Raw genomic sequence first — 19,862 nt, forward strand, 5'->3', positions numbered from 1 at the left:
ACGGCTTCAATTCCGTGCCTCTGAAAGACTGCCGTATCAGTGACTGACGCACAACGGCCACCCTACCCGCCAACGCTAAACAACCCAGACCAATACGATTTGCTCGAAAGTCGAGCACCAACGCAAGATTCAACTGAAACACTTCCGCTTTCGGCACGCAATGGCGAGAGAACGCGCACACCCTCTCCGAAATTGTTGCAGCACACGGTCGACGGCACTGATCCCGGCGAACCTTAAAATGCCTTGAGGGCTGGAATGGACGTCTTCGACATCCTCGACCGTCTCGTCGCCTTTCCATCGGTCGCCGGCAAATCGAACGGAGACATCGTCGGTTGGATCGAAGCCTATCTTGCCGAACAAGGAGCGAAGGGCACCCTGCTCCCAGGACCGGAAGGCGACCGTTCAAATCTTTTCGCGACGATCGGCCCCGCCGATGTCCCGGGCTACATCCTGTCCGGCCATATGGACGTCGTCCCCGCTAGCGAGCCGCAATGGAGTTCGGCCCCTTTTTCGCTGCGCCGGGAGGGCGAACGGCTCTATGGACGCGGCACCACCGACATGAAGGGGTTTCTCGCCGCCGCGCTCGCTGCTGTGCCCGCGCTTGCGCGACTGCGCCTCGCCAGGCCGATCCACCTCGCCTTCTCGTACGATGAGGAGATCGGGTGCCGAGGCGTGCCGCACTTAATTGCCCGGCTTCCAGAACTTTGCGCCAAGCCGCTCGGCGTCATCGTCGGCGAACCGAGCGGAATGCGCGCCGTGCGCGGCCACAAGGGCAAGGCGGCCGCCCGCGTAATCATCAACGGCCGCTCCGGGCATTCCTCGCGCCCGGATCTTGGGCTTAACGCCATCCATGCGATGGCCGATATACTGAGCGCCGCTGTGAGTGAAGCGGAGCGGCTGACACATGGTCCATCCGACCCACGCTTCGAGCCGGCTTATTCCTCGTTGCAAGCCGGTGTGATCGCAGGCGGCCAGTCGGTCAACATCATCCCCGACAGCTGCAGGCTCGACCTCGAGGCGCGCGCAATACCGGGCATCGACCCGGCTCACTTGCTCACCCCGGTCAAGGCGCGGGCTGAAGCCCTCGCCTATGGGGGCTATGTTGTTGAATGGAAGCCGATCAGCGCCTATCCGGCGCTGTCCCTGCCGCAAGACGCGGCTTTGGCGGGGCTGCTGCGCGAATTGACCGGCGAAGCGCCTTTGGCCGCCGTCAGCTACGGGACGGAGGCCGGGCTTTACCAGGCCGCCGGCTTCGATGCGATCATCTGCGGCCCCGGCGATATCGGCCGCGCCCACAAGCCGGACGAATATATCCTCGCCGGCGAACTCGCCGCCTGCCAGCGGATGGTCGAAGCGCTGGGCGCGCGTTGCGCGGCTTGAAGGAGCAACCGGAATGACCTTCCTGTTCAACTCCGATACGCGGCGCGGCGCGGTCTTTGCCGAGCCCTTTGCCAAAGAGCTGCCGGACCTTTCCTTCGCGATGAATGCCGAAACCATCGATCCCGATGCCGTGCGCTATCTGATCACCTGGACCGTGCCGGACAACCTTGCGCGCTACAGGAACCTGGAGATCCTATTTTCCATCGGCGCCGGCGTCGACCAATTCCGCCTCGATGCGGTGCCCGCGAAGGTGAAGATCGTGCGCATGATGGAGGAAGGCATCGTGCGCATGATGCAGGAGTATGTGACCCTCGCCGTGCTTGCGCTCCACCGCAACCTGCCGGCCTATCTGGCGCAGCAGCGCGCCGGAGAATGGCGCGACATCCCTCAGCCTCAGGCCGCGTCGCGCCGAATCGGCGTCCTCGGCCTTGGACAGCTTGGCCAAGCCGTCCTCGACCGGCTGAAACCATTCGGCTTCCAGCTCTCCGGATGGAGCCGCTCCCCGCGGCGTCTCGAAGGCGTGACCTGTTATCATGGCGAGCTTGGGCTGGAGCAGATGCTGGCGGCCAGTGACATACTGATCTGCCTGCTGCCGCTGACCGAGGAGACGCGCGGATTTCTGAACGCCGGCCTGTTCGCGAAACTGCCTGACGGAGCGGCTCTCGTTCATACGGGTCGTGGCCCGCAGCTCGACCACGAAGCGCTTGTCGCCGCGCTCGATAGCGGCGATTTGTCGTCGGCGATGATCGACGTGACCGATCCCGAACCGCTGCCCGCGGGACATCCGTTCTGGTCGCATCCGAAGATCATCCTGACTCCGCATGTAGCCAGCGTGACCCAGCCCGCGACCGCCGCGCGGGCCGTTATCGACAACATCAAGCGCCACCGTGCAGGTCTCGATCCGATCGGGCTTGTCGACCGGTCGCGCGGTTATTGAAGTTCCAACCGGAAAGGCCATCCTGTGTCCCTGCTCAAGTCCATCGATATCAACCCAAGCTTTTCGCCCCGCGAATCGAACGCGCTGCCGGAGCGGCTGATTGCCGGCAATCCCGCCTTCAAGACCTGGGCGCAGGATGTCGCCAAGGATGATCTTGTCCATACCGGCGTCTGGGAGGCCACGCCAGGCGAAACGCGCTCGATCAAGGGCGAGACTTTCGAATTCTGCCATATCCTCGCCGGCGTGGTAGAAATCACGCCCGACGCTGGCGAAACGGTGACCTACCGGGCCGGCGACAGCTTCGTCATGAAGCCGGGCTTCACGGGTGTTTGGAAGACCATCGAAACCGTGCGCAAGATCTACGTCACCGTGGGCTAGCGAGCGTCCGCGCGGGCCCTGACGTCCGCGGAAGATTTTGCCGTGTCTTGTCACCAGCACGCAACATTCGTCGGCGGCGGGTCACCGAACAGCGCATGCTGCGTGCCGGCACGGGCTAGGCTCAGGCCGATGCTGCCGAGTGTTTTGCCCATGAGCCTGAGCTTCGATCCCAATACAATTACCCTACCCGTCGGCCACTTCATCGATGGGGAGCTGATTTCGGCCGAGGGTGCGATCGAGATGCGCCGCCCGTCCGATGGCAAGTCCTATGTCGCTTGCCCCGTGGCCGGCGTGGACATGGTCGACCGCGCGGTGGAAAGCGCTAAGGCGGCGCTGAAAGCCAGCAACTGGGGCGGCGTCCGGCCACGCGAGCGCACCAAGGCACTGCAGGCCTGGGCCGAGCTGATCGAGGCTGAAGCCGAAACGCTCGCCAGGATCGAGGCGCTGTGCTCGACGCGACCCGTGGGCCAGCTTATCGCGGGCGACATCGCCGTCACCGCAGAGCAGATCCGCTTCTTCGCCGAATTCGCCGACAAGGAAGGCAGCGACCTCGTGCCAACCGACGACGCCAGTCTCGGCATGATCATGAGCGAGCCCTATGGCGTGGTCGGCGCGATCACACCCTGGAATTTTCCGATCTCGATGGCTGGCTGGAAGCTCGGCCCGGCGCTGGCCGCGGGCAATGCGGTCGTGCTGAAGCCTTCGGAAATGACACCGTTCTCTACCGTCTATATGGCGCAGCTCGCCGTCAAAGCCGGTCTGCCGGCAGGACTCGTCAATGTGGTGCTCGGCGACGGTCCGACCACCGGAACGGCTTTGACCGGCCATCCCGAGATCGCCAAGGTCAGCTTCACCGGCTCGACCCGCGCCGGTTCGGCGATCATGGAGAACGTCGCCCGCACCGGCGTGAAGCCGATGACGCTGGAGCTCGGCGGCAAGAGCCCGCAGCTCGTCTTTGCCGATGCCGATCTCGACAAGGCGGCAACGGCAATCGCCGGCAGCGTCACCTTCAATGCCGGCCAAGCTTGCGTGGCCGGAACGCGCCTCATCGTCGAGAAGTGTGTGGCCGACAGGTTGACGGCGGCCATCCTTGAGCGAATGAAGGCGGTGCGACCCGGCCCGACCTGGGACGAGGCGACGCAGTATTCGCCGATCATCTCCGAACGGCAGCGGGCGCGTGTCGACGGGATCGTGCGGGCCGCGGTCGAGGCCGGCGGCAAATGCCTGGCCGGAGGCGGCGCCATGGACCACCCCGGCTATTTCTATGAGCCGACGCTGATCGCCAATGTCGATCAGAACAATCCGGCGATCGTCGAGGAGATCTTCGGCCCGGTCCTGACGGTCCAGACCTTCGAGACCGAGGACGAGGCGCTGGCGCTGTCCAGCCATCCGACCTATGGCTTGGCTTCCGGCCTGTTCACTTGCGACCTGTCGCGCACGATCCGTCTCGCGCGCAAGCTCGAAGCGGGCACCGTGTGGGTCAACCGTTACAGCCGCTCGCGCGACCACATCCTGCCGACCGGCGGCTACAAGCGCTCCGGCATCGGCAAGGATCTCGGCCGCGAGGCCTATCTCGCCAACCGCAGGACCAAGAGCGTCCTGATCAGCCTGTGAAGAGACGCCGATGAAAACCTACTCGATCGCCCTGATCCCCGGTGATGGCATCGGCCGCGACGTGACCGCCGCCGCCTGGACGGTGCTGGAAACAGCGGCCGAGCACTCCGGCTTTGCCCTGACGGGAACCGGGTTTCCCTGGTCCTGCCGCTTCTTCAAGGAGACCGGCCGCATGATGCCCGAGGACGGCATCGAGACCTTGCGCGGCTTCGACGCCATCCTTCTCGGCGCCGTCGGCTGGCCGGCCGAAGTGCCGGATTCCGTCTCGCTCCACGGCCTGCTGCTGCCGATCCGCAAGGCCTTCGTGCAATACGCCAATATCCGGCCGCACCGCTTGCTGCCGGGCGTCAGGGGCCCGCTGCGGGCCGAGAGCTTCGACATCCTTTGCATCCGCGAGAACACCGAAGGCGAATATTCCGGCGCCGGCGGGCGCGTGCACCAAGGCACGCTGGACGAGGTCGCGGTGGAGACCTCGATCTTCACCCGCGCCGGCGTCGAGCGCATCCTGCGTTTCGGCTTCGAGCAGGCGCGGGCGCGACGAGGCAGGCTTGCCTCCGTCACCAAGTCCAACGCGCAGAAATACTCGATGGTGTTCTGGGACGAGATCACGCGGAAGCTGGCGGCAGACTATCCGGACGTCGCAGTGACCAGCTATCACGTCGACGCGCTCGCCGCGCGCATGATCATGGAGCCGCAGAGCCTCGACGTGGTTGTCGCCTCCAACTTGTTCGGCGACATATTGACGGACATCGGCGCGGCGATCCAAGGGGGTCTCGGCTACGCCGCCTCCGCCAACATCAACCCGGACCGTTCGGCGCCGTCGATGTTCGAGCCGGTGCACGGCTCCGCCCCCGACATCGCCCATCTCGGCATCGCCAATCCGATCGCCGCCATATGGTCAGGCGCAATGATGCTCGATCATCTCGGCGAAAAGGACGCGGCCGGCCGCGTCATGAACGCGATTGAAGCGACAACCGCGCGGGGCATTGGAACCACCGCCGGCAAGGACAGCACAGACGCCGTCACAGCCGCGGTCGTCGCGGCGCTCAAATGATTGCAAGGTCGTTTTCGATGAAAGGCTTGAAAGACAAAACTCTCTTCCGCGAAGCCGGACTGATCGGCGGGAGATGGGTCGAGGCCGGTTCCGGCAGAACCGTCGATGTCATCGATCCGGCGACACAGCTATCGATCGGCACGGTGCCAGACATGGCAGGTCCGGAAACCCGTGCGGCCACAGAGGCCGCGGCTTCCGCCTATCGGGACTGGAGGAAGAAGACCAATACCGAACGTGCTGCCCTCCTGGACGCTTGGCATGGCCTGATGCTTAAGCATCTGGACGATCTCGCGCTGATCCTGACGACGGAACAGGGCAAGCCGCTTGACGAGGCCAGAGGCGAGATCCGCTACGGCGCCTCCTTCGTCAAATGGTTCGCTGAGGAGGCGCGCCGCATCAACGGCCACACCATCCCCTCGCCCACGGCCGACCGGCGCATCATCGTGCTGAAGGAGCCCGTCGGCGTGTGCGGCATCATCACGCCCTGGAACTTTCCCAACGCGATGATCACCCGCAAGGTCGCGCCGGCGCTGGCCGCCGGCTGCACGGTGGTGATCAAACCGTCCGAGTTCACGCCCTACTCGGCACTGGCGCTCGGCGTGCTTGCCGAACGCGCCGGCATTCCCGCCGGCGTCATCAACATCGTCACCGGAATGCCGGCCGAGATCGGCAACGAGATCATGGAGAATGAGACCGTGCGCAAGATCTCCTTCACCGGTTCGACCAGAGTCGGCTCGCTGCTGATGCGCGGAGCGGCGGACAGTGTGAAAAGGCTCAGCCTCGAGCTCGGCGGCAACGCCCCCTTCATCGTCTTCGAAGACGCCGATCTCGACCTCGCCGTCGAGGGAGCGCTTGCGTCGAAGTTCCGCAACGGCGGCCAGACCTGCGTGTGCGCCAACCGCATCCTCGTCCAGGCTGAGGTCTATGACGCCTTCGCCGCGAGGCTAAGCGCCCGCGTCAACGCCATGACGGTCGGCCCAGGTACTCAAGCCGGCGTCGCCATCGGGCCGATGATCAACATGGCGGCGGTCGAGAAGATCAATCGTCATGTCGAGGACGCGCTCGCCAAAGGCGCCACGATCGTCACGGGAAAGCCGGTGCTGCCGGAGGGGCCTCAATATGTCGCGCCGCTGGTGCTGACCGGCGCCACAAAAGAGATGCAGCTTGCCGGCGAGGAAACCTTCGGCCCGGTTGCGCCGCTCTTCCGTTTCGAGACGGAAGAGGAGGCGATCGCGCTGGCCAACGGCACGCCTTACGGGCTCGCCTCCTACTTCTACACCGAGAGCCTGAAACGCGCCTGGCGGGTCGGCGAGGCGCTGGAGTTCGGCATGGTGGGGCTCAACACGGGCTCGGTCTCGATGGAGGTGGCTCCCTTCGGCGGCGTCAAGCAGTCCGGCCTCGGGCGTGAGGGCGCGCAGGCCGGCATCGAGGAGTATCTCGAGATGAAAACGTTCCACATGGGAATAGGGGAGTAAGGGAACAAGGGAGTAAGGCAGTAGGGAATGAGCCACCTACTCCCCTACTCCCCTACTCCCCTACTCCCCTACTCCCCTACTCCCCTACTTCACCCTATCGAGCGCCTTGTAGTAAAGGCCGACCATCGGCAGGAACCAGGGCTTGCCGGAATAGCCGGGAATGGATGGCCACTCGAACCCCTTCATCGGATTGCGATCCTCGCGGGCGAGCATGGCATCGGCCATGATCATGCCGAGCCGGGTGGAAAGCTGCGCGCCGTGGCCGGAATAGCCCATCGCGTACCACACCCCGTCATGATAGCCGGCCCGCGGGAAGCGATCCTTGGTCATGTCGACCAGCCCGCCCCAGCAATAGTCGATCTCGACCTTGGCGAGCTGCGGGAAGATCGCCGCGAGGCTTGCTCGCAATATTTGTCCGCTCTTGGCGTCGGAGCGCTGATCCGACGTCGCGGAGAAGCGCGCTCGGCCGCCGAAGATCAGGCGGTTGTCCGGCGAAAGCCGGAAGTAGTTGCCGATGTTCATCGAGGTCACGCATGTCCGGTTGCCCGGCATGGTCGCGGCGATCTCGGCGTCGCTCAGCGGCCGCGTGGCGATGATGAAGCTGCCGACGGAGATGATCCTGCGGCGGAAATAGCTGAAATTCGGCGTGGTGTAGGCGCCGGTCGCCACCAGCACGTTGTCGGAGCTGATGCGGCCGCGCGAAGTCGTTAGCTCATGCCTTTTGCCGGCCTGCTTGCAGTCCGTCACCGCTGCGTTCTCGTGGATGACGGCGCCGTGGCGGGCGGCGGCTGAAGCCAGGCCTTCCACATAGCGGCCCATATGCATCATCGCGCTCTTCTTCGACAGCATCGCGCCATGGAACGGCGATCCGATCTCGGACTTCAGATCGGCCGCCGACAGCAGCGCCGTATCCGGATCGACCTCGGCATGGACGGCTTCGAAGTTGCGGGCGATCGCTTCGAAATGCTGCGGCTTGGAGGCGAGCTTCAGCTTGCCGGCGCGGCGGAAATTGCAATCGATGCCCTCCTCGGCGACCAGCGCCTCAATGGTGTCGACGGAGTCGTCCAGCGCCCGGTAGAGCGCGATCGCGCGTTCCTTGCCGAGCTCTGCCCTGGCCGCAAGGTAGCTGTGGGCGAGACCGTTGTTCAGGTGCCCGCCATTGCGCCCGGACGCGCCCCAGCCCACCCGCTCCGCCTCCAGCACGACCACCTTGGCGCCGCCCTTCGCCAATTGGCGCGCAGCAGCGAGACCGGTGAAGCCGCCGCCGATCACGGCGGCATCGTAGTGCCCTTCGACCGGGCCTTTTACCCCGCCGGAAAAGACCGGGGCGGTGTCGTGCCAGTAGGAGACGAATTTCATCGGCAATCCGCCTGTCTCAAAGCCCGACCACGCCCGGAAGTCCGGAAATATCGGCGATCTCAACATAGCCGTAATAGGGGTTGGCCGGTTCGTGGCGGCGGTTGACCCAGACCTTGTTCTTGATGCCGAGATCATGCGCCGACATGAGGTCGTAACGGAATGAAGACGAGCAATGAAGGATGTCCTCGGGGCCACAGCCCAGCCTGTCGAGCATGTATTCGAAGGCCTTGAAGCGCGGCTTATAGGCCTGTGCCTGCTCGGCCGTGTAGACGGCATGGAACGGTGCGCCGAGCTTCTCGACATTGGACATGATCTGCGCGTTCATCGCGTTGGAGAGGATGACCAGCGGAATTTCCTTCGCAACCTTCGAAAGCCCCGCCGGAACGTCCGCGTGAGGCCCCCAGGTCGGGACGCGCTCATACACCATCCTGGCGTCGTCGGGACTGAAGGCGACGCCGTTGCGCTTGCAGGCGCGCTCGAGTGCGTTGTGGATGACGTCGGCATAAGGCTTCCAGTCGCCCAATATCTCATCGAGCCGGTACGCCGCGAAGTTCTTTATGAATTCCTGCATGCGCGGTTCGTCGAGCCGGCTGCCGTAGAGGTCGCGTGCCGCTTCCGCCATCTGGAAATTGGTCAACGTGCCGTAGCAGTCGAAGGTGATGTATTTGGGCCTGAAAGATGCCATGTCCGTCGATCTCCGGTGGAAGCACATCTGCGTTGGATGTCTTTCATCATAGGCCGGCAGACGACGACCCACCTGACCGAAAAGCGCCTCCCGAAAGCAGAAAGTTCCGTATCCGCCATGCGGTTTGGCACGCTGTAGCATCTTGAGCGTCGATGGCTGCCGCCGTCGGTGGCGTGAAGCCCATCCAGTTCGAGAGGCGCCAGCACAAGATGCGGCGCACCCCCCGCGCAACGGCGAATGATACTGCCGAAGCCGAAACCTTCAGACGATCTGCGGCGCGCCGATGGCCGAGACTTGGGTGGCAGATAGAAGGATGCCTCATGCAGCAAGGCGAGATCGAGCTCCAGGATTTCGGACCGGACCATATCGAGGGCGCAGTCGCGCTATCTCGACAGGAGAATTGGCCGCATCGCCCGCAGGACTGGCAGATGGCGCTGCAGCTCTCGAGCGGCGCGGTCGCGCTCGATGACCAGCGGCGGGTCGCCGGAACCATCCTGGTCACGCCCTACGGCTGGGATTGCGCCATGATCAACATGGTGATCGTCGACCGGAACGCGCGGGGCAAGGGGCTCGGTCGCCGCCTCATGGAACAGGCCTTTGCCCTTGCCGGCGACCGTCCGCTTCGGCTCGTCGCGACGGCGGACGGCATGCCTCTCTATCAGAAGCTGGGCTTTGTTCCCTCGGGCACGATCCTGCAGCATCAGGGCAACGTCGTTGCGCTTGGTGCGCCCGACAACGTGGAAGCAGCAAGCGCCGATGATCTGCCGGAAATCAAGGCGATGGATCGCGACGCCTATGGCGCCGACCGTGGAGCCCTGATCGATGCGCTGGCCGAGCGCGGCGAATTCGCCGTCATCCGCCGCAATGGCTTGATCGAAGCCTATGCCGCAATTCGCCCGTTCGGGCGCGGCGAGGTGATCGGCCCGGTCATCGCGGAAAATACCGACGACGCCAAGGCCTTGATCGGCTTCTTCGCCGCGGAGCGTCCCGGCGCCTTCCTGCGCGTGGATACCGACAGCAGGACCGGCATCGCCGGCTGGCTCGCTGAAATCGGCCTCGTCCATGTCGGCGGCGGCGTGGCCATGGACCGTCCTGCCAAAAACGGCCCCGCACAGGCCAGGCCAAAAGTTTACGCGCTCGCCAACCAGGCGCTCGGGTAGAGCCGGATGATTTCGGATCGAGTCGATCCGAAGTCTGAATCCGGCGCCAAAGCAACGAGATAGAGCAGATGTCGTCCGAAAACCGCTTCACACCTTTCGGCGTCATGCTCTAACCGGAGGACAACAATGCTCGCCAATTCCCTGATTGAACTCGACCGGGCCCATCTCATCCATCCGGTCGCCTCCTATCGCGGGCATGAGGCGCTCGGCGTGCGCGTGCTGAAATCGGCGAAGGGCGCGACCGTGACCGATGCGTCCGGCCGGCAGCTTGTCGATGGTTTCGCGGGTCTGTGGTGTGTCAATGCTGGCTACGGACATGACAGCATCGTCGAGGCGGCCGCCCGGCAGATGCGCGAGCTTCCCTACGCCACCGCCTATTTCGACCTCGGCTCGGAGCCGGCCATTCGGCTCGCCTCGGAGCTCGCCGAGCGCGCGCCGGGCGATCTCAACCACGTCTATTTCACGCTCGGCGGGTCGGACGCCGTCGACAGCACGATCCGTTTCGTACGCTATTACTGGAACGCCAGGGGCGAGCCGCAGCGCGACCAGTTCATTTCGATCGAGCAGGGCTATCACGGGTCGTCGGTGGTCGGCGCCGGCCTGACGGCCCTGCCCGCCTTCCATGCCGGCTTCGGCATCCCCTTCGAATGGCAGCACAAGATCCCCTCGCCCTATCCCTATCGCAATCCGGTAGGCGAGGACGGCGAAGCGATCATCGCCGCATCGCTTGCCGCACTGAAGGCCAAGATCGAAGCGATCGGTCCGGAACGGGTCGCTGCCTTCTACGCCGAGCCGATCCAGGGCTCAGGCGGCGTCATCGTCCCGCCGAAAGGCTGGATCAAGGCAATGCGGGAACTCTGCCGCGAATACGGCATCCTGTTCATCGCCGATGAGGTGATCACCGGCTTCGGCCGCACCGGGCCTCTCTTCGCCTGCACGGATGAGGACATCGTTCCCGATTTCATGACGACGGCGAAGGGACTGACCTCGGGCTATGTTCCTATGGGCGCCGTGTTCATGGCCGATCATGTCTACAACGTCATCGCCGATGGCGCGGGCAGCGCGGCGGTCGGTCACGGCTATACCTATTCCGCTCATCCGGTCAGCGCCGCCGTCGCGCTCGAGGTGTTGAAGCTCTATGAGGACGGCCTTCTGGAGAACGGCGCCAGGGCTGGCTCCCGCCTGATGGCGGGCTTGGAGGAGCTGAGAAGCCACCCGCTCGTCGGTGACGTGCGCGGTCGCGGCATGCTTGCGGCGGTCGAACTGGTGGTCGACAAAAAGAGGAAGACGCCGCTTCCCGCCTCGTCCATGCCGGCACGGCGTATCTTCGACAGGGCGTGGGACAACGGCCTGATCATCCGTGCCTTTGCGCATGGGGTCCTCGGCTATGCACCCCCGCTCTGCTGCACGGACAGCGACATCGATGCGATCATCGAGCGCACGCGCCGGACGCTGGACCAGACGCTGGACGACGCGGATGTCCGCCAGGCGCTGGCATGAAGGGCGGCCAATATTTCGCGTTTCGAAATATCGCCGCGGCAGACGATTTCGCAATTTTGTGCCGCTACCTCGCGCCTTTTCGGCGAATCCAGCGCGGGGGAAGTGCCAGACTGCTTTTTAAGACAAGGCCAGAAAGCCCGAATTTCCAGGCTTTTGAACGGGCCGACGCCCCGGACAGCACGGAATTTTGTTCTGTTCAGCATGAGCAATTCGGTCGCGCGCAGAGGAGAGCCAGTCTTGGCCAGGGGCTTTAGCGAGTTCAAATACATGACCTTCGACGTGGTCGGCACGCTGATCGACTTCGAGGGCGGCATCACGAGTTGCCTGGCCGGGATCGCCGCTGAGTCAGGTGTTTCCATCGACGGCGAGGAGGCGTTGGCCCTTTACCGGCAGGCTCGCTACATGCCGGATGCGGGCCTATTCCCCGACGACCTTGCACGCGTCTACATGGTCATCGCGCCGCGGCTCGCTCTGCCGGCCGAGGAGAAGTACGGCGTCCGCCTGCGGGATTCCGTCAGCACCTGGCAAGGCTTCCCCGACAGCGCGGCGGCGTTGGCCGACCTTGCGAAATCTCACAAGCTCATTGCCATGACCAATGCCCGGCGCTGGGCGCTCGATCATTTCGAGAAGCAGCTCGGATCGCCCTTCTTCGCCACTTTCACCGCCGACGACACCGGCACGGAGAAACCGGATCCGGCCTTTTTCCAGGCTATCTTCGATTTCGTGGCCTCCCGCGGCGACAACAAGGACGACATCCTTCATGTCGCGCAAAGCCAGTATCACGATATCGGCATCTCCCGGGCGCTCGGCATGACCAATTGCTGGATCGAGCGCCGTCACGCCCAGAAGGGCTATGGCGGCACGATCGAGCCCGAGCGCTTCACCGTGCCGGACTACCACTTCACCTCGATGGCGGCGTTTGCGGCGGCAGTGCGGGAGAGCCTGAAAGAACGAACCTGAACCCAAGCCGGAAAAGCCGCAGCAAGACGCGCTTCCTGACCAACCAAAAGAAAGGGGAATCACATGACCGACAAGATCACCAACTGGACCGAAGCAGACGATGCGATGGTCGAAAACGCCATTCGACGGGGCGCCAGCCGCCGCGAACTCCTCAAGTTGCTGCTTGCGGGCGGCGCCGCTGTTGCCGCGGGCAGCATTGTGCTTGGCCGCGCCACGCAAGCCGTCGCCGCCACGCCGGTTTCCGGCGGACATCTCAAGGCGGCGGGCTGGTCGTCCTCCACAGCCGACACGCTCGATCCGGCGAAAGCGTCGCTCTCCACCGACTATGTCCGCTGCTGCTCGCTCTACAACCGCCTGACTTTCCTCGACAAGGACGGCAAGACGCAGATGGAGCTGGCCGAAAGCTTCGACAGCAAGGACGCCAAGACCTGGACCGTGAAGCTGCGCAAGGGCGTCACCTTCCATGATGGCAAGGAGCTCACCGCCGACGACGTCGTCTTCTCGCTGAAGCGTCATCTCGACAAAGCGGTCGGCTCCAAGGTCGCAAAGATCGCCGCGCAGATGACCGGCTTCAAGGCGGTCGACAAGTCGACAGTCGAGATCACGCTCGCCGATCCGAACGCCGACCTGCCGACCATCCTGGCGCTGCACCACTTCATGATCGTGGCCGACGGCACCACCGACTTCTCCAAGGGCAACGGCACCGGCGCCTTCGTGCTGCAGACGTTCGAACCGGGCGTGCGCTCGGTGGTCACCAAGAACAAGAACTACTGGAAGTCAGGCAAGCCCTATCTCGACTCCTTCGAGTTCATCGCCATCACTGACGACAGCGCCCGCGTCAACGCCCTGATCTCCGGCGACATCAATTTCGCCGCCTCGATCAATCCGCGCTCGATGAAGCTGCTGGACAGCCAGCAGGGCTTCGAGCTGTCGAAGACGACCTCGGGCAACTACACGGACCTCAACATCCGGCTCGACATGGCTCCGGGCAGCAAGGCCGATTTCGTTGCCGGCATGAAATATCTCGTCAACCGCGAGCAGATCGTCAAATCGGCCTTGCGGGGCCTCGGCGAAATTGGCAACGACCAGCCCGTCTCGCCGGCGAACATCTTCCACAACGCCGACCTCAAGCCGAAGGCCTTCGACCCGGACAAGGCGAAGTTCCACTTCCAGAAGGCGGGGCTCCTCGGCCAATCCATCCCCGTAATCGCTTCCGATGCGGCGACCTCGTCGATCGACATGGCGGTGATCATCCAGGCCGCCGGCGCCGATATCGGCATGAAGCTCGACGTCCAGCGCGTGCCCTCCGATGGCTACTGGGACAATTACTGGCTCAAGGCGCCGGTCCATTTCGGGAACATCAATCCGCGCCCGACGCCGGATATCCTGTTCTCGCTGCTTTACGCCTCCAACGCGCCTTGGAATGAAAGCCAATACAAGTCCGAGAAGTTCGACAAGCTGCTCGTCGAGGCTCGCGGCCTGCTCGACCAGGCCAAGCGCAAGGAAATCTACGGCGTGATGCAGACCATGATCGCCGAGGAAGCCGGCACCATCATCCCGGCCTATATTTCCAACGTCGATGCCCTTTCCAGCAAGGTGAAGGGTTTGGAAGCGAACCCGCTCGGTGGCATGATGGGCTACGCAATGGCGGAATACCTCTGGCTTGAAGCCTAAGAGGCGCCTGCAGGGGGGCCGGCTGACCGGCCCCCTGCACTGCATTGCGCAAGATTGTCTGGCCGAACGCAACCGCAGGGAGCGCTTCCATGAAGGCTGGGGTTCTCAAGCTCGTGGTGAAGCGGCTTGCGGTCGCGGTCGTCACGCTTCTGATCGTCCTGTTCGCCGTGTTTTTCGCCACCAGCATGCTGCCTGGCGACACGGCGTCCATCCTGCTCGGCCAGGCAGCGACACCCGAGGCGGTCGCCGGCCTGCGCGAGGCAATGCATCTCAACGATCCGGCGATCCTGCGCTTCCTTCGCTGGCTTCTCGGTCTGCTCCATGGCGACCTCGGCACCTCCTATGCCAATCAGATGCCGGTCGCGGCGCTGATCGGCGGGCGCTTCGTCAACACCATGAAGCTCGCCGGCATCACCACGCTGATCTCGGTCCCACTGGCACTGACGCTCGGCATCACCGCAGCGATGCTGCGCGGCTCGCTCTATGACCGTACCGTCACGGTGCTGTCGATCGGCGTCATCTCGGTGCCGGAGTTCATGGTCGCGACGCTGGCGGTCCTGCTCTTCGCCGTCTATCTCAGGTGGCTGCCGGCGCTGTCTTCGGTCAACGAGGCGCATTCGCTTGCGGATCTCGTGCGCATCTATGCGATGCCTGTGATCACGCTCACCTTCGTCATCTCCGCCCAGATGATCCGCATGACCCGCGCCGCGGTGATCGAAACGCTCTCCACGCCGTATGTGGAGATGGCGCTTCTCAAAGGCGCCTCGCGCAGCCGCATGGTGCTCAGGCACGCGCTTCCCAACGCGCTCGGCCCGATCGTCAACGCGGTCGCGCTCTCGCTGTCCTATCTGGTCGGCGGCGTCATCATCGTGGAGACGATCTTCAACTATCCCGGCATCGCCAAGCTGATGGTCGATGCGGTCGCGACCCGCGACCTGCCGCTGATCCAGAGCTGCGCGATGATCTTCTGCCTCGGCTATCTCCTGCTCATCACGGCCGCCGACATCGTCGCCATCATGTCCAACCCGAGGCTCAGATGAGAGTGGCGCGCGTGGCATCCTCCCGACGGTCCTTCCTGGGCCACAGCTATAATCTCGTCGGGGTCGCGGCCTCGCTGGTCATCCTGGCGTGGACGCTCGTCGCGATCTTCGCGCCCTGCATCATCCCTCATCCGATCGGCGACATCGTCGACGACGACTATTTCGGCCCGATGCGTCAGGGGCTATGGCTCGGTTCCGACTATCTGGGCCGCGACATGCTCTCCAGGGTTCTCATGGGCGCACGCTACACTGTCGGCATCTCGCTCGCCGCCGTCTCCATTGCCTGCTTCTCGGGCGTCGTGCTCGGCATGATCGCTGCCGTCACCGGCGGCTGGCTCGACACTTGCCTTAGCCGCTTCCTCGACGCGATGAACTCCATCCCCAGCAAGCTGTTCGGCCTGGTGGTCGTCGCGGCGGTCGGCTCATCGATCCCGGTGCTGATCCTGACGCTTGCAGTGATCTATATCCCCGGCGCGTACCGGTTCGCGCGAGCGCTCGCGGTCAACATCAACACCATGGACTTCATGACCGTCGCCCGCGTCCGCGGTGAAAGCACAGCCTATCTGATCGGGTCCGAGATACTGCCCAACATCATCCGCCCAGTGCTCGCCGATTTCGGCCTGCGCTTCGTCTTCATCGTGCTTCTGCTCTCCGGCCTGTCCTTCCTCGGGCTCGGCCTGCAGCCTCCCTTGGCCGACTGGGGCGCGCTGGTGCGCGAGAACATCGGCGGCCTGCCCTTCGCGGCTCCGGCCGTCATCGTGCCTTCTCTGGCGATCGCCAGCCTCACCATCAGCGTCAACCTGCTGATCGACAACCTGCCGCAGAAGATCAGGGACCGAGACGCATGACCTATCTCGTCGAGATCAAGAATCTGAGGATCGAGGCGACGACCGACGCCGGACGCCTGGTTGAGATCATCAAGGGCGTCAGCCTCGACATCGCGGACGGCGAGATCGTCGCCCTTATCGGCGAGAGCGGCTCCGGCAAGACAACGGTGGCGCTCTCGCTCATGGGCTACGCGCGGCCCGGCTGCCGCATCACCGGCGGTGACATCAACGTGAACGGCAAGAACATGGCTGCGCTTCCCGAAAAGGAACGCGCCAAGTGCCGCGGCACCGACATTGCCTATGTTCCGCAAAGTGCCGCCGCCGCCTTCAACCCATCCTCCACGATCATGGAGCAGGTGATCGAGGTGACGCGCATCCACAAGCAGATGCCGCCCGAACAGGCGCGAAAGCGAGCTGTCGAGCTGTTCCGTGCTCTGTCGCTGCCGGACCCGCAAGGGATCGGCGCCCGCTATCCGCACCAGGTTTCGGGCGGGCAATTGCAGCGCCTGGCGGCAGCCATGGCGCTCATCGGCGATCCCAAGCTGGTCATCTTCGACGAGCCGACGACGGCCCTCGACGTGACGACGCAGATCGACGTGCTGAAGGCGTTCAAGTCGGTCATGAAGGCCGGCGGGATAGCGGGTGTCTATGTTTCCCACGACCTCGCGGTCGTTGCCCAGATCGCCGACCGCATCGTGGTGCTTAAGGGCGGCGAAGTGCAGGAGACAGGCACGACGGCCGAAATCCTTTCGGCTGCCCAGCATCCCTATACACGGGAATTGCTAGCCGCTTTCGAGCCGAAGTCGAGGCAAATACGGGCCGATGAAGATTCCAGACCAAAACCGCTGCTTCGCATCGACAATCTGATAGCCGGATATGGCCCGGTGAAACGTAACGGGCAGCCGGTTATCCGCGCGGTCGATTCCGTCAGCCTAGTCGTGGAGAAGGGCCGCAATCTCGGCGTCATCGGCGAGTCCGGCTGCGGAAAATCGACGCTGGCGCGCGCCATCGCAGGCATTCATCCGGCGGCGACCGGCGATATCGTCTTCGACGGCAAGGCGCTGGAGCGCGCCGCCGGGAAACGCACTCGCGACCAGCTGCGCGAGATGCAGATCGTCTTCCAATACGCCGATACCGCGCTCAATCCCGCCAAGCCCATCGAGGATATCATCTCGCGACCGCTGACCTTCTATCACGGGCTCGACAGGCAAGCGCGCTCGAAGCGGGTCGACGAACTGCTCGACATGGTGCGCCTGCCGAGGGCGCTGCGCTACCGTCATCCTTCCGAGCTTTCAGGCGGGCAGAAGCAGCGTGTGAACTTCGCGCGCGCGCTCGCGGCGTCGCCCAAGCTCATCATCTGCGACGAAATCACCTCGGCGCTCGACACCGTGGTGGCGTCCGCCGTGATCGAGCTGCTCAAGGAGCTGCAGCGCGAGCTGGGCCTCTCCTATATCTTCATCAGCCACGACCTTTCGGTCGTCGAAGCCATCTGCGACCAGATCATGGTCATGTACAAGGGGGAGCGGGTGGAACAGATCACGCCCGACAAGGTGAAGGCGCCTAACCATCCCTATTCCAAGCTTCTGTTCTCTTCCGTGCCGAAGCTGGATCCGACATGGCTCGACGGCCTCGTCCGCGACCCCGAGCTCGTCAACCAGTACGGCCACCGCTGAGCGACAGCCTGAGCACCTCGTTGCAAAGTGGCATTGCTAAGCGGATAGCGCATGGGATCGGTGAAGGGGACCTTGTTTGAGGAAAACGGCCGCCGCCTCACATCGGGAAGAGGCTGGGCAGCGGCATGTGCGACTTGACGATGGGAGATTTCAGCACCACGAAGCTGAAATATTTGTCGATGCCGATGTCCATATCGGTCAGCCGCTCCATAATAGTCTGGTATTCGCCGATGCCGGCGGTCACGAATTTCATCAGGTAATCGTACCCACCCGACACGAGATGGCATTCGATAACCTGGTCGATCTTCTCCACGACAGCAAGAAAGCGGGCGAAATCCACCTGGCGATGATTCTTCAGGGTGATTTCGGTGAACACGGTCAGTGTCTGGCCGAGCTTGCCTATGTTGACCTGCGCCGAATAGCCTTCGATGTAACCTTCCGATTGGAGCTTCTTGACCCGCATCAGGCAAGGGCTCGGCGACAGATGCACCAGTTCGGCCAGTTCGACATTCGTGATGCGGCCGTTCTTCTGCAATTCGTGCAGAATCTTGATGTCGATCCGATCCAGTTTCACAGCCGTCTCCGAAGAAAGCGCCACAGCATAAAATGCTGCCGCAACAATTGCCAATGACACTACCACAGCCCGCCGGTCTGTCCATCAGAGCGAATGTCTCTTTGAAACGCAGCGGCTCCCGATTTTAACCGGGCTGTCGGAATAAAATTCTGCCTCGACCCCAACTGCAGCAGCGGCTGCCTGCGCAACGCGCTAAATTGGCGCATCAAGGTGGAGAGATCATGCGCGCGCCGCTGCAGCAAATCGAAACGTCCGGCGAACTGCCACAATCCGCGGATGCGGTGGTGATCGGAGGCGGCATCGTCGGCGTCTTCGCGGCCTATTACCTGGCGCGGCGCGGCATGAAGGTCGCGCTTGTCGAGAAGGGACGCATCGGCGCCGAGCAGTCCTGCAGGAATTGGGGATGGTGCCGCCAGCAGAACCGCGACGCCCGCGAGCTGCCGATGGCGACTCGCAGCCTCGATCTGTGGGAGCGTTTTGCAGCCGAAACCGGCGAGGACACCGGCTTCCGCCGCTGCGGTCTGCTCTATCTGAGCAATGACGAGGCGGAACTGGCCGGCTGGGCGCGCTGGCGCGACTTCGCCAAGACGGCCGGCGTCACCACGCATATGCTTGACAGCGCTGCGGCCAGCGAGCGGGGCCGCGCCACCGGCCGCACCTGGAAGGGCGGCGTCTTCTCGCCGACCGATGGCACCGCCGATCCGTCGCGGGCCGCGCCCGCGGTCGCCCGCGCCATCATCCAGCACGGCGGCAGCGTGCACCAGAGTTGCGCCGCGCGCGGCATCGAGACCGAAGGCGGACGCCTGAGCGGCGTGGTCACGGAAAGCGGAACGATCCGCACGAAGATGGCAGTGCTGGCGGGCGGCGCTTGGGCGTCCTCCTTTTGCCGACAGTTGGGCTTCCGTTTTCCGCAGGCATCGATCCGCTCCTCCATCCTGTCGGTCTCGCCCGGGGCGAAGGACCTGCCGGATGCGCTGCATACGGCGAAGATCTCGGTCACGCGTCGCGGCGACGGCGGCTACACGCTTGCGATCAGCGGACGCGGTCGCGTGGACGTGACGCCGCAGCAGCTGCGCTTTTCCCCGCAGTTCGTCCCAATGTTCCTGAAGCGCTGGCGCAGCCTCGCGGCCGGCGGCCTCCAGGGGTTGCGCTCGGGGCACGAAACGCTCAAACGCTGGCAGCTCGACCAGCCAACGCCGATGGAGCGCATGCGCATCCTCGATCCGGTTCCGGATCGGGCGACCATCCGCCTGACGCACGCCCGGGCGCTCGAGCTGTTGCCGGCGCTCAGGCAGACCAGGATCAGCGCGGCCTGGGCCGGCTATATCGACAGCACGCCGGACGGCGTGCCGGCCATCGGCGGGATAGATACCGTTCCAGGTTTCTTCCTGGCCGCCGGGTTTTCGGGGCACGGCTTCGGCATCGGGCCCGGGGCCGGTCACCTCGTCGCCGATCTTGTGACCGGGTCGCAACCGATCGTCGATCCGACGTCCTACGATCCGCGGCGCTTCGACGCTTCGGCTTGGGGCAAGGTCGCCGACTTCTAGGACCAAGCGTAGCTTGCACAATCGC

Annotated in this window: 17 protein-coding genes; 14 read left to right on the plus strand and 3 right to left on the minus strand. The window is 64.0% G+C overall.

Annotation, left to right across the window (positions count from 1 at the left end; translation table 11 throughout):
* Positions 1-255 precede the first annotated feature (255 nt).
* From argE to ACVMIM_RS21350, 6 genes are all read left to right on the plus strand, one after another.
* On the plus strand, positions 256-1,380 hold the full coding sequence (gene argE / locus ACVMIM_RS21325) for an acetylornithine deacetylase (protein WP_476114365.1): 1,125 nt from the start codon (positions 256-258) through the stop codon (positions 1,378-1,380).
* A gap of 13 nt (positions 1,381-1,393) precedes the next feature.
* Entirely contained in the window at positions 1,394-2,317 is a 924-nt protein-coding gene (locus tag ACVMIM_RS21330) for a 2-hydroxyacid dehydrogenase (RefSeq protein ID WP_476114366.1), read from the plus strand.
* A 24-nt stretch (positions 2,318-2,341) separates the two neighbouring features.
* Entirely contained in the window at positions 2,342-2,695 is a 354-nt protein-coding gene (locus ACVMIM_RS21335) for a cupin domain-containing protein (protein WP_476114367.1), read from the plus strand.
* 150 nt (positions 2,696-2,845) lie between these two features.
* Complete coding sequence (locus ACVMIM_RS21340; RefSeq protein WP_476114369.1) at positions 2,846-4,309, plus strand: aldehyde dehydrogenase family protein; 1,464 nt, start codon at positions 2,846-2,848, stop codon at positions 4,307-4,309.
* Between the two features lie 10 nt (positions 4,310-4,319).
* Positions 4,320-5,363: a tartrate dehydrogenase gene (locus tag ACVMIM_RS21345; protein ID WP_476114370.1), complete on the plus strand. Its 1,044-nt coding sequence runs from the start codon at positions 4,320-4,322 to the stop codon at positions 5,361-5,363.
* Between the two features lie 17 nt (positions 5,364-5,380).
* Complete coding sequence (locus tag ACVMIM_RS21350; protein ID WP_476114372.1) at positions 5,381-6,838, plus strand: NAD-dependent succinate-semialdehyde dehydrogenase; 1,458 nt, start codon at positions 5,381-5,383, stop codon at positions 6,836-6,838.
* Positions 6,839-6,922: 84 nt separating this feature from the next.
* Here ACVMIM_RS21350 and ACVMIM_RS21355 read toward each other — a convergent pair whose 3' ends face one another.
* A complete protein-coding gene (locus ACVMIM_RS21355) occupies positions 6,923-8,197 on the minus strand; it encodes an NAD(P)/FAD-dependent oxidoreductase (protein WP_476114374.1) in 1,275 nt (424 codons plus the stop codon).
* 16 nt (positions 8,198-8,213) lie between these two features.
* Positions 8,214-8,882, minus strand: coding sequence for a haloacid dehalogenase type II (locus ACVMIM_RS21360; RefSeq protein ID WP_476114376.1), 669 nt, complete (start codon positions 8,880-8,882; stop codon positions 8,214-8,216).
* Between the two features lie 320 nt (positions 8,883-9,202).
* On the opposite strand from ACVMIM_RS21360, the gene ACVMIM_RS21365 reads away from it, so the two are divergent.
* The 7 genes from ACVMIM_RS21365 (at position 9,203) to ACVMIM_RS21395 (ending at position 17,716) form a co-directional block, all read left to right on the plus strand.
* A complete protein-coding gene (locus ACVMIM_RS21365; protein ID WP_476114378.1) occupies positions 9,203-10,042 on the plus strand; it encodes a GNAT family N-acetyltransferase in 840 nt (279 codons plus the stop codon).
* Positions 10,043-10,168: 126 nt separating this feature from the next.
* Positions 10,169-11,542, plus strand: coding sequence for an aminotransferase class III-fold pyridoxal phosphate-dependent enzyme (locus tag ACVMIM_RS21370; RefSeq protein WP_476114380.1), 1,374 nt, complete (start codon positions 10,169-10,171; stop codon positions 11,540-11,542).
* A 201-nt stretch (positions 11,543-11,743) separates the two neighbouring features.
* A complete protein-coding gene (locus tag ACVMIM_RS21375; protein ID WP_476114382.1) occupies positions 11,744-12,502 on the plus strand; it encodes an HAD-IA family hydrolase in 759 nt (252 codons plus the stop codon).
* Positions 12,503-12,565: 63 nt separating this feature from the next.
* On the plus strand, positions 12,566-14,176 hold the full coding sequence (locus ACVMIM_RS21380) for an ABC transporter substrate-binding protein (RefSeq protein WP_476114383.1): 1,611 nt from the start codon (positions 12,566-12,568) through the stop codon (positions 14,174-14,176).
* 89 nt (positions 14,177-14,265) lie between these two features.
* Positions 14,266-15,216 carry an ABC transporter permease gene (locus tag ACVMIM_RS21385; RefSeq protein WP_476114384.1) on the plus strand — a complete coding sequence of 317 codons (951 nt, stop codon included), beginning with the start codon at positions 14,266-14,268 and terminating at the stop codon, positions 15,214-15,216.
* Positions 15,213-16,064: an ABC transporter permease gene (locus ACVMIM_RS21390; protein WP_476114386.1), complete on the plus strand. Its 852-nt coding sequence runs from the start codon at positions 15,213-15,215 to the stop codon at positions 16,062-16,064. The genes ACVMIM_RS21385 and ACVMIM_RS21390 overlap by 4 nt, the downstream gene beginning before the upstream one ends.
* Positions 16,061-17,716: an ABC transporter ATP-binding protein gene (locus ACVMIM_RS21395; protein WP_476114388.1), complete on the plus strand. Its 1,656-nt coding sequence runs from the start codon at positions 16,061-16,063 to the stop codon at positions 17,714-17,716. Before ACVMIM_RS21390 ends, ACVMIM_RS21395 begins: the two co-directional genes overlap by 4 nt.
* 97 nt (positions 17,717-17,813) lie before the next feature.
* On the opposite strand, the gene ACVMIM_RS21400 is transcribed toward ACVMIM_RS21395, so the two are convergent.
* Positions 17,814-18,290, minus strand: a complete 477-nt coding sequence (locus ACVMIM_RS21400) for an Lrp/AsnC family transcriptional regulator (RefSeq protein ID WP_066989429.1) — start codon at positions 18,288-18,290, stop codon at positions 17,814-17,816.
* A 221-nt stretch (positions 18,291-18,511) separates the two neighbouring features.
* On the opposite strand from ACVMIM_RS21400, the gene ACVMIM_RS21405 reads away from it, so the two are divergent.
* Positions 18,512-19,837: an NAD(P)/FAD-dependent oxidoreductase gene (locus tag ACVMIM_RS21405; protein ID WP_476114391.1), complete on the plus strand. Its 1,326-nt coding sequence runs from the start codon at positions 18,512-18,514 to the stop codon at positions 19,835-19,837.
* Positions 19,838-19,862 lie beyond the last annotated feature (25 nt).

It is taken from the genome of Mesorhizobium sp. USDA 4413 (assembly GCF_056280365.1).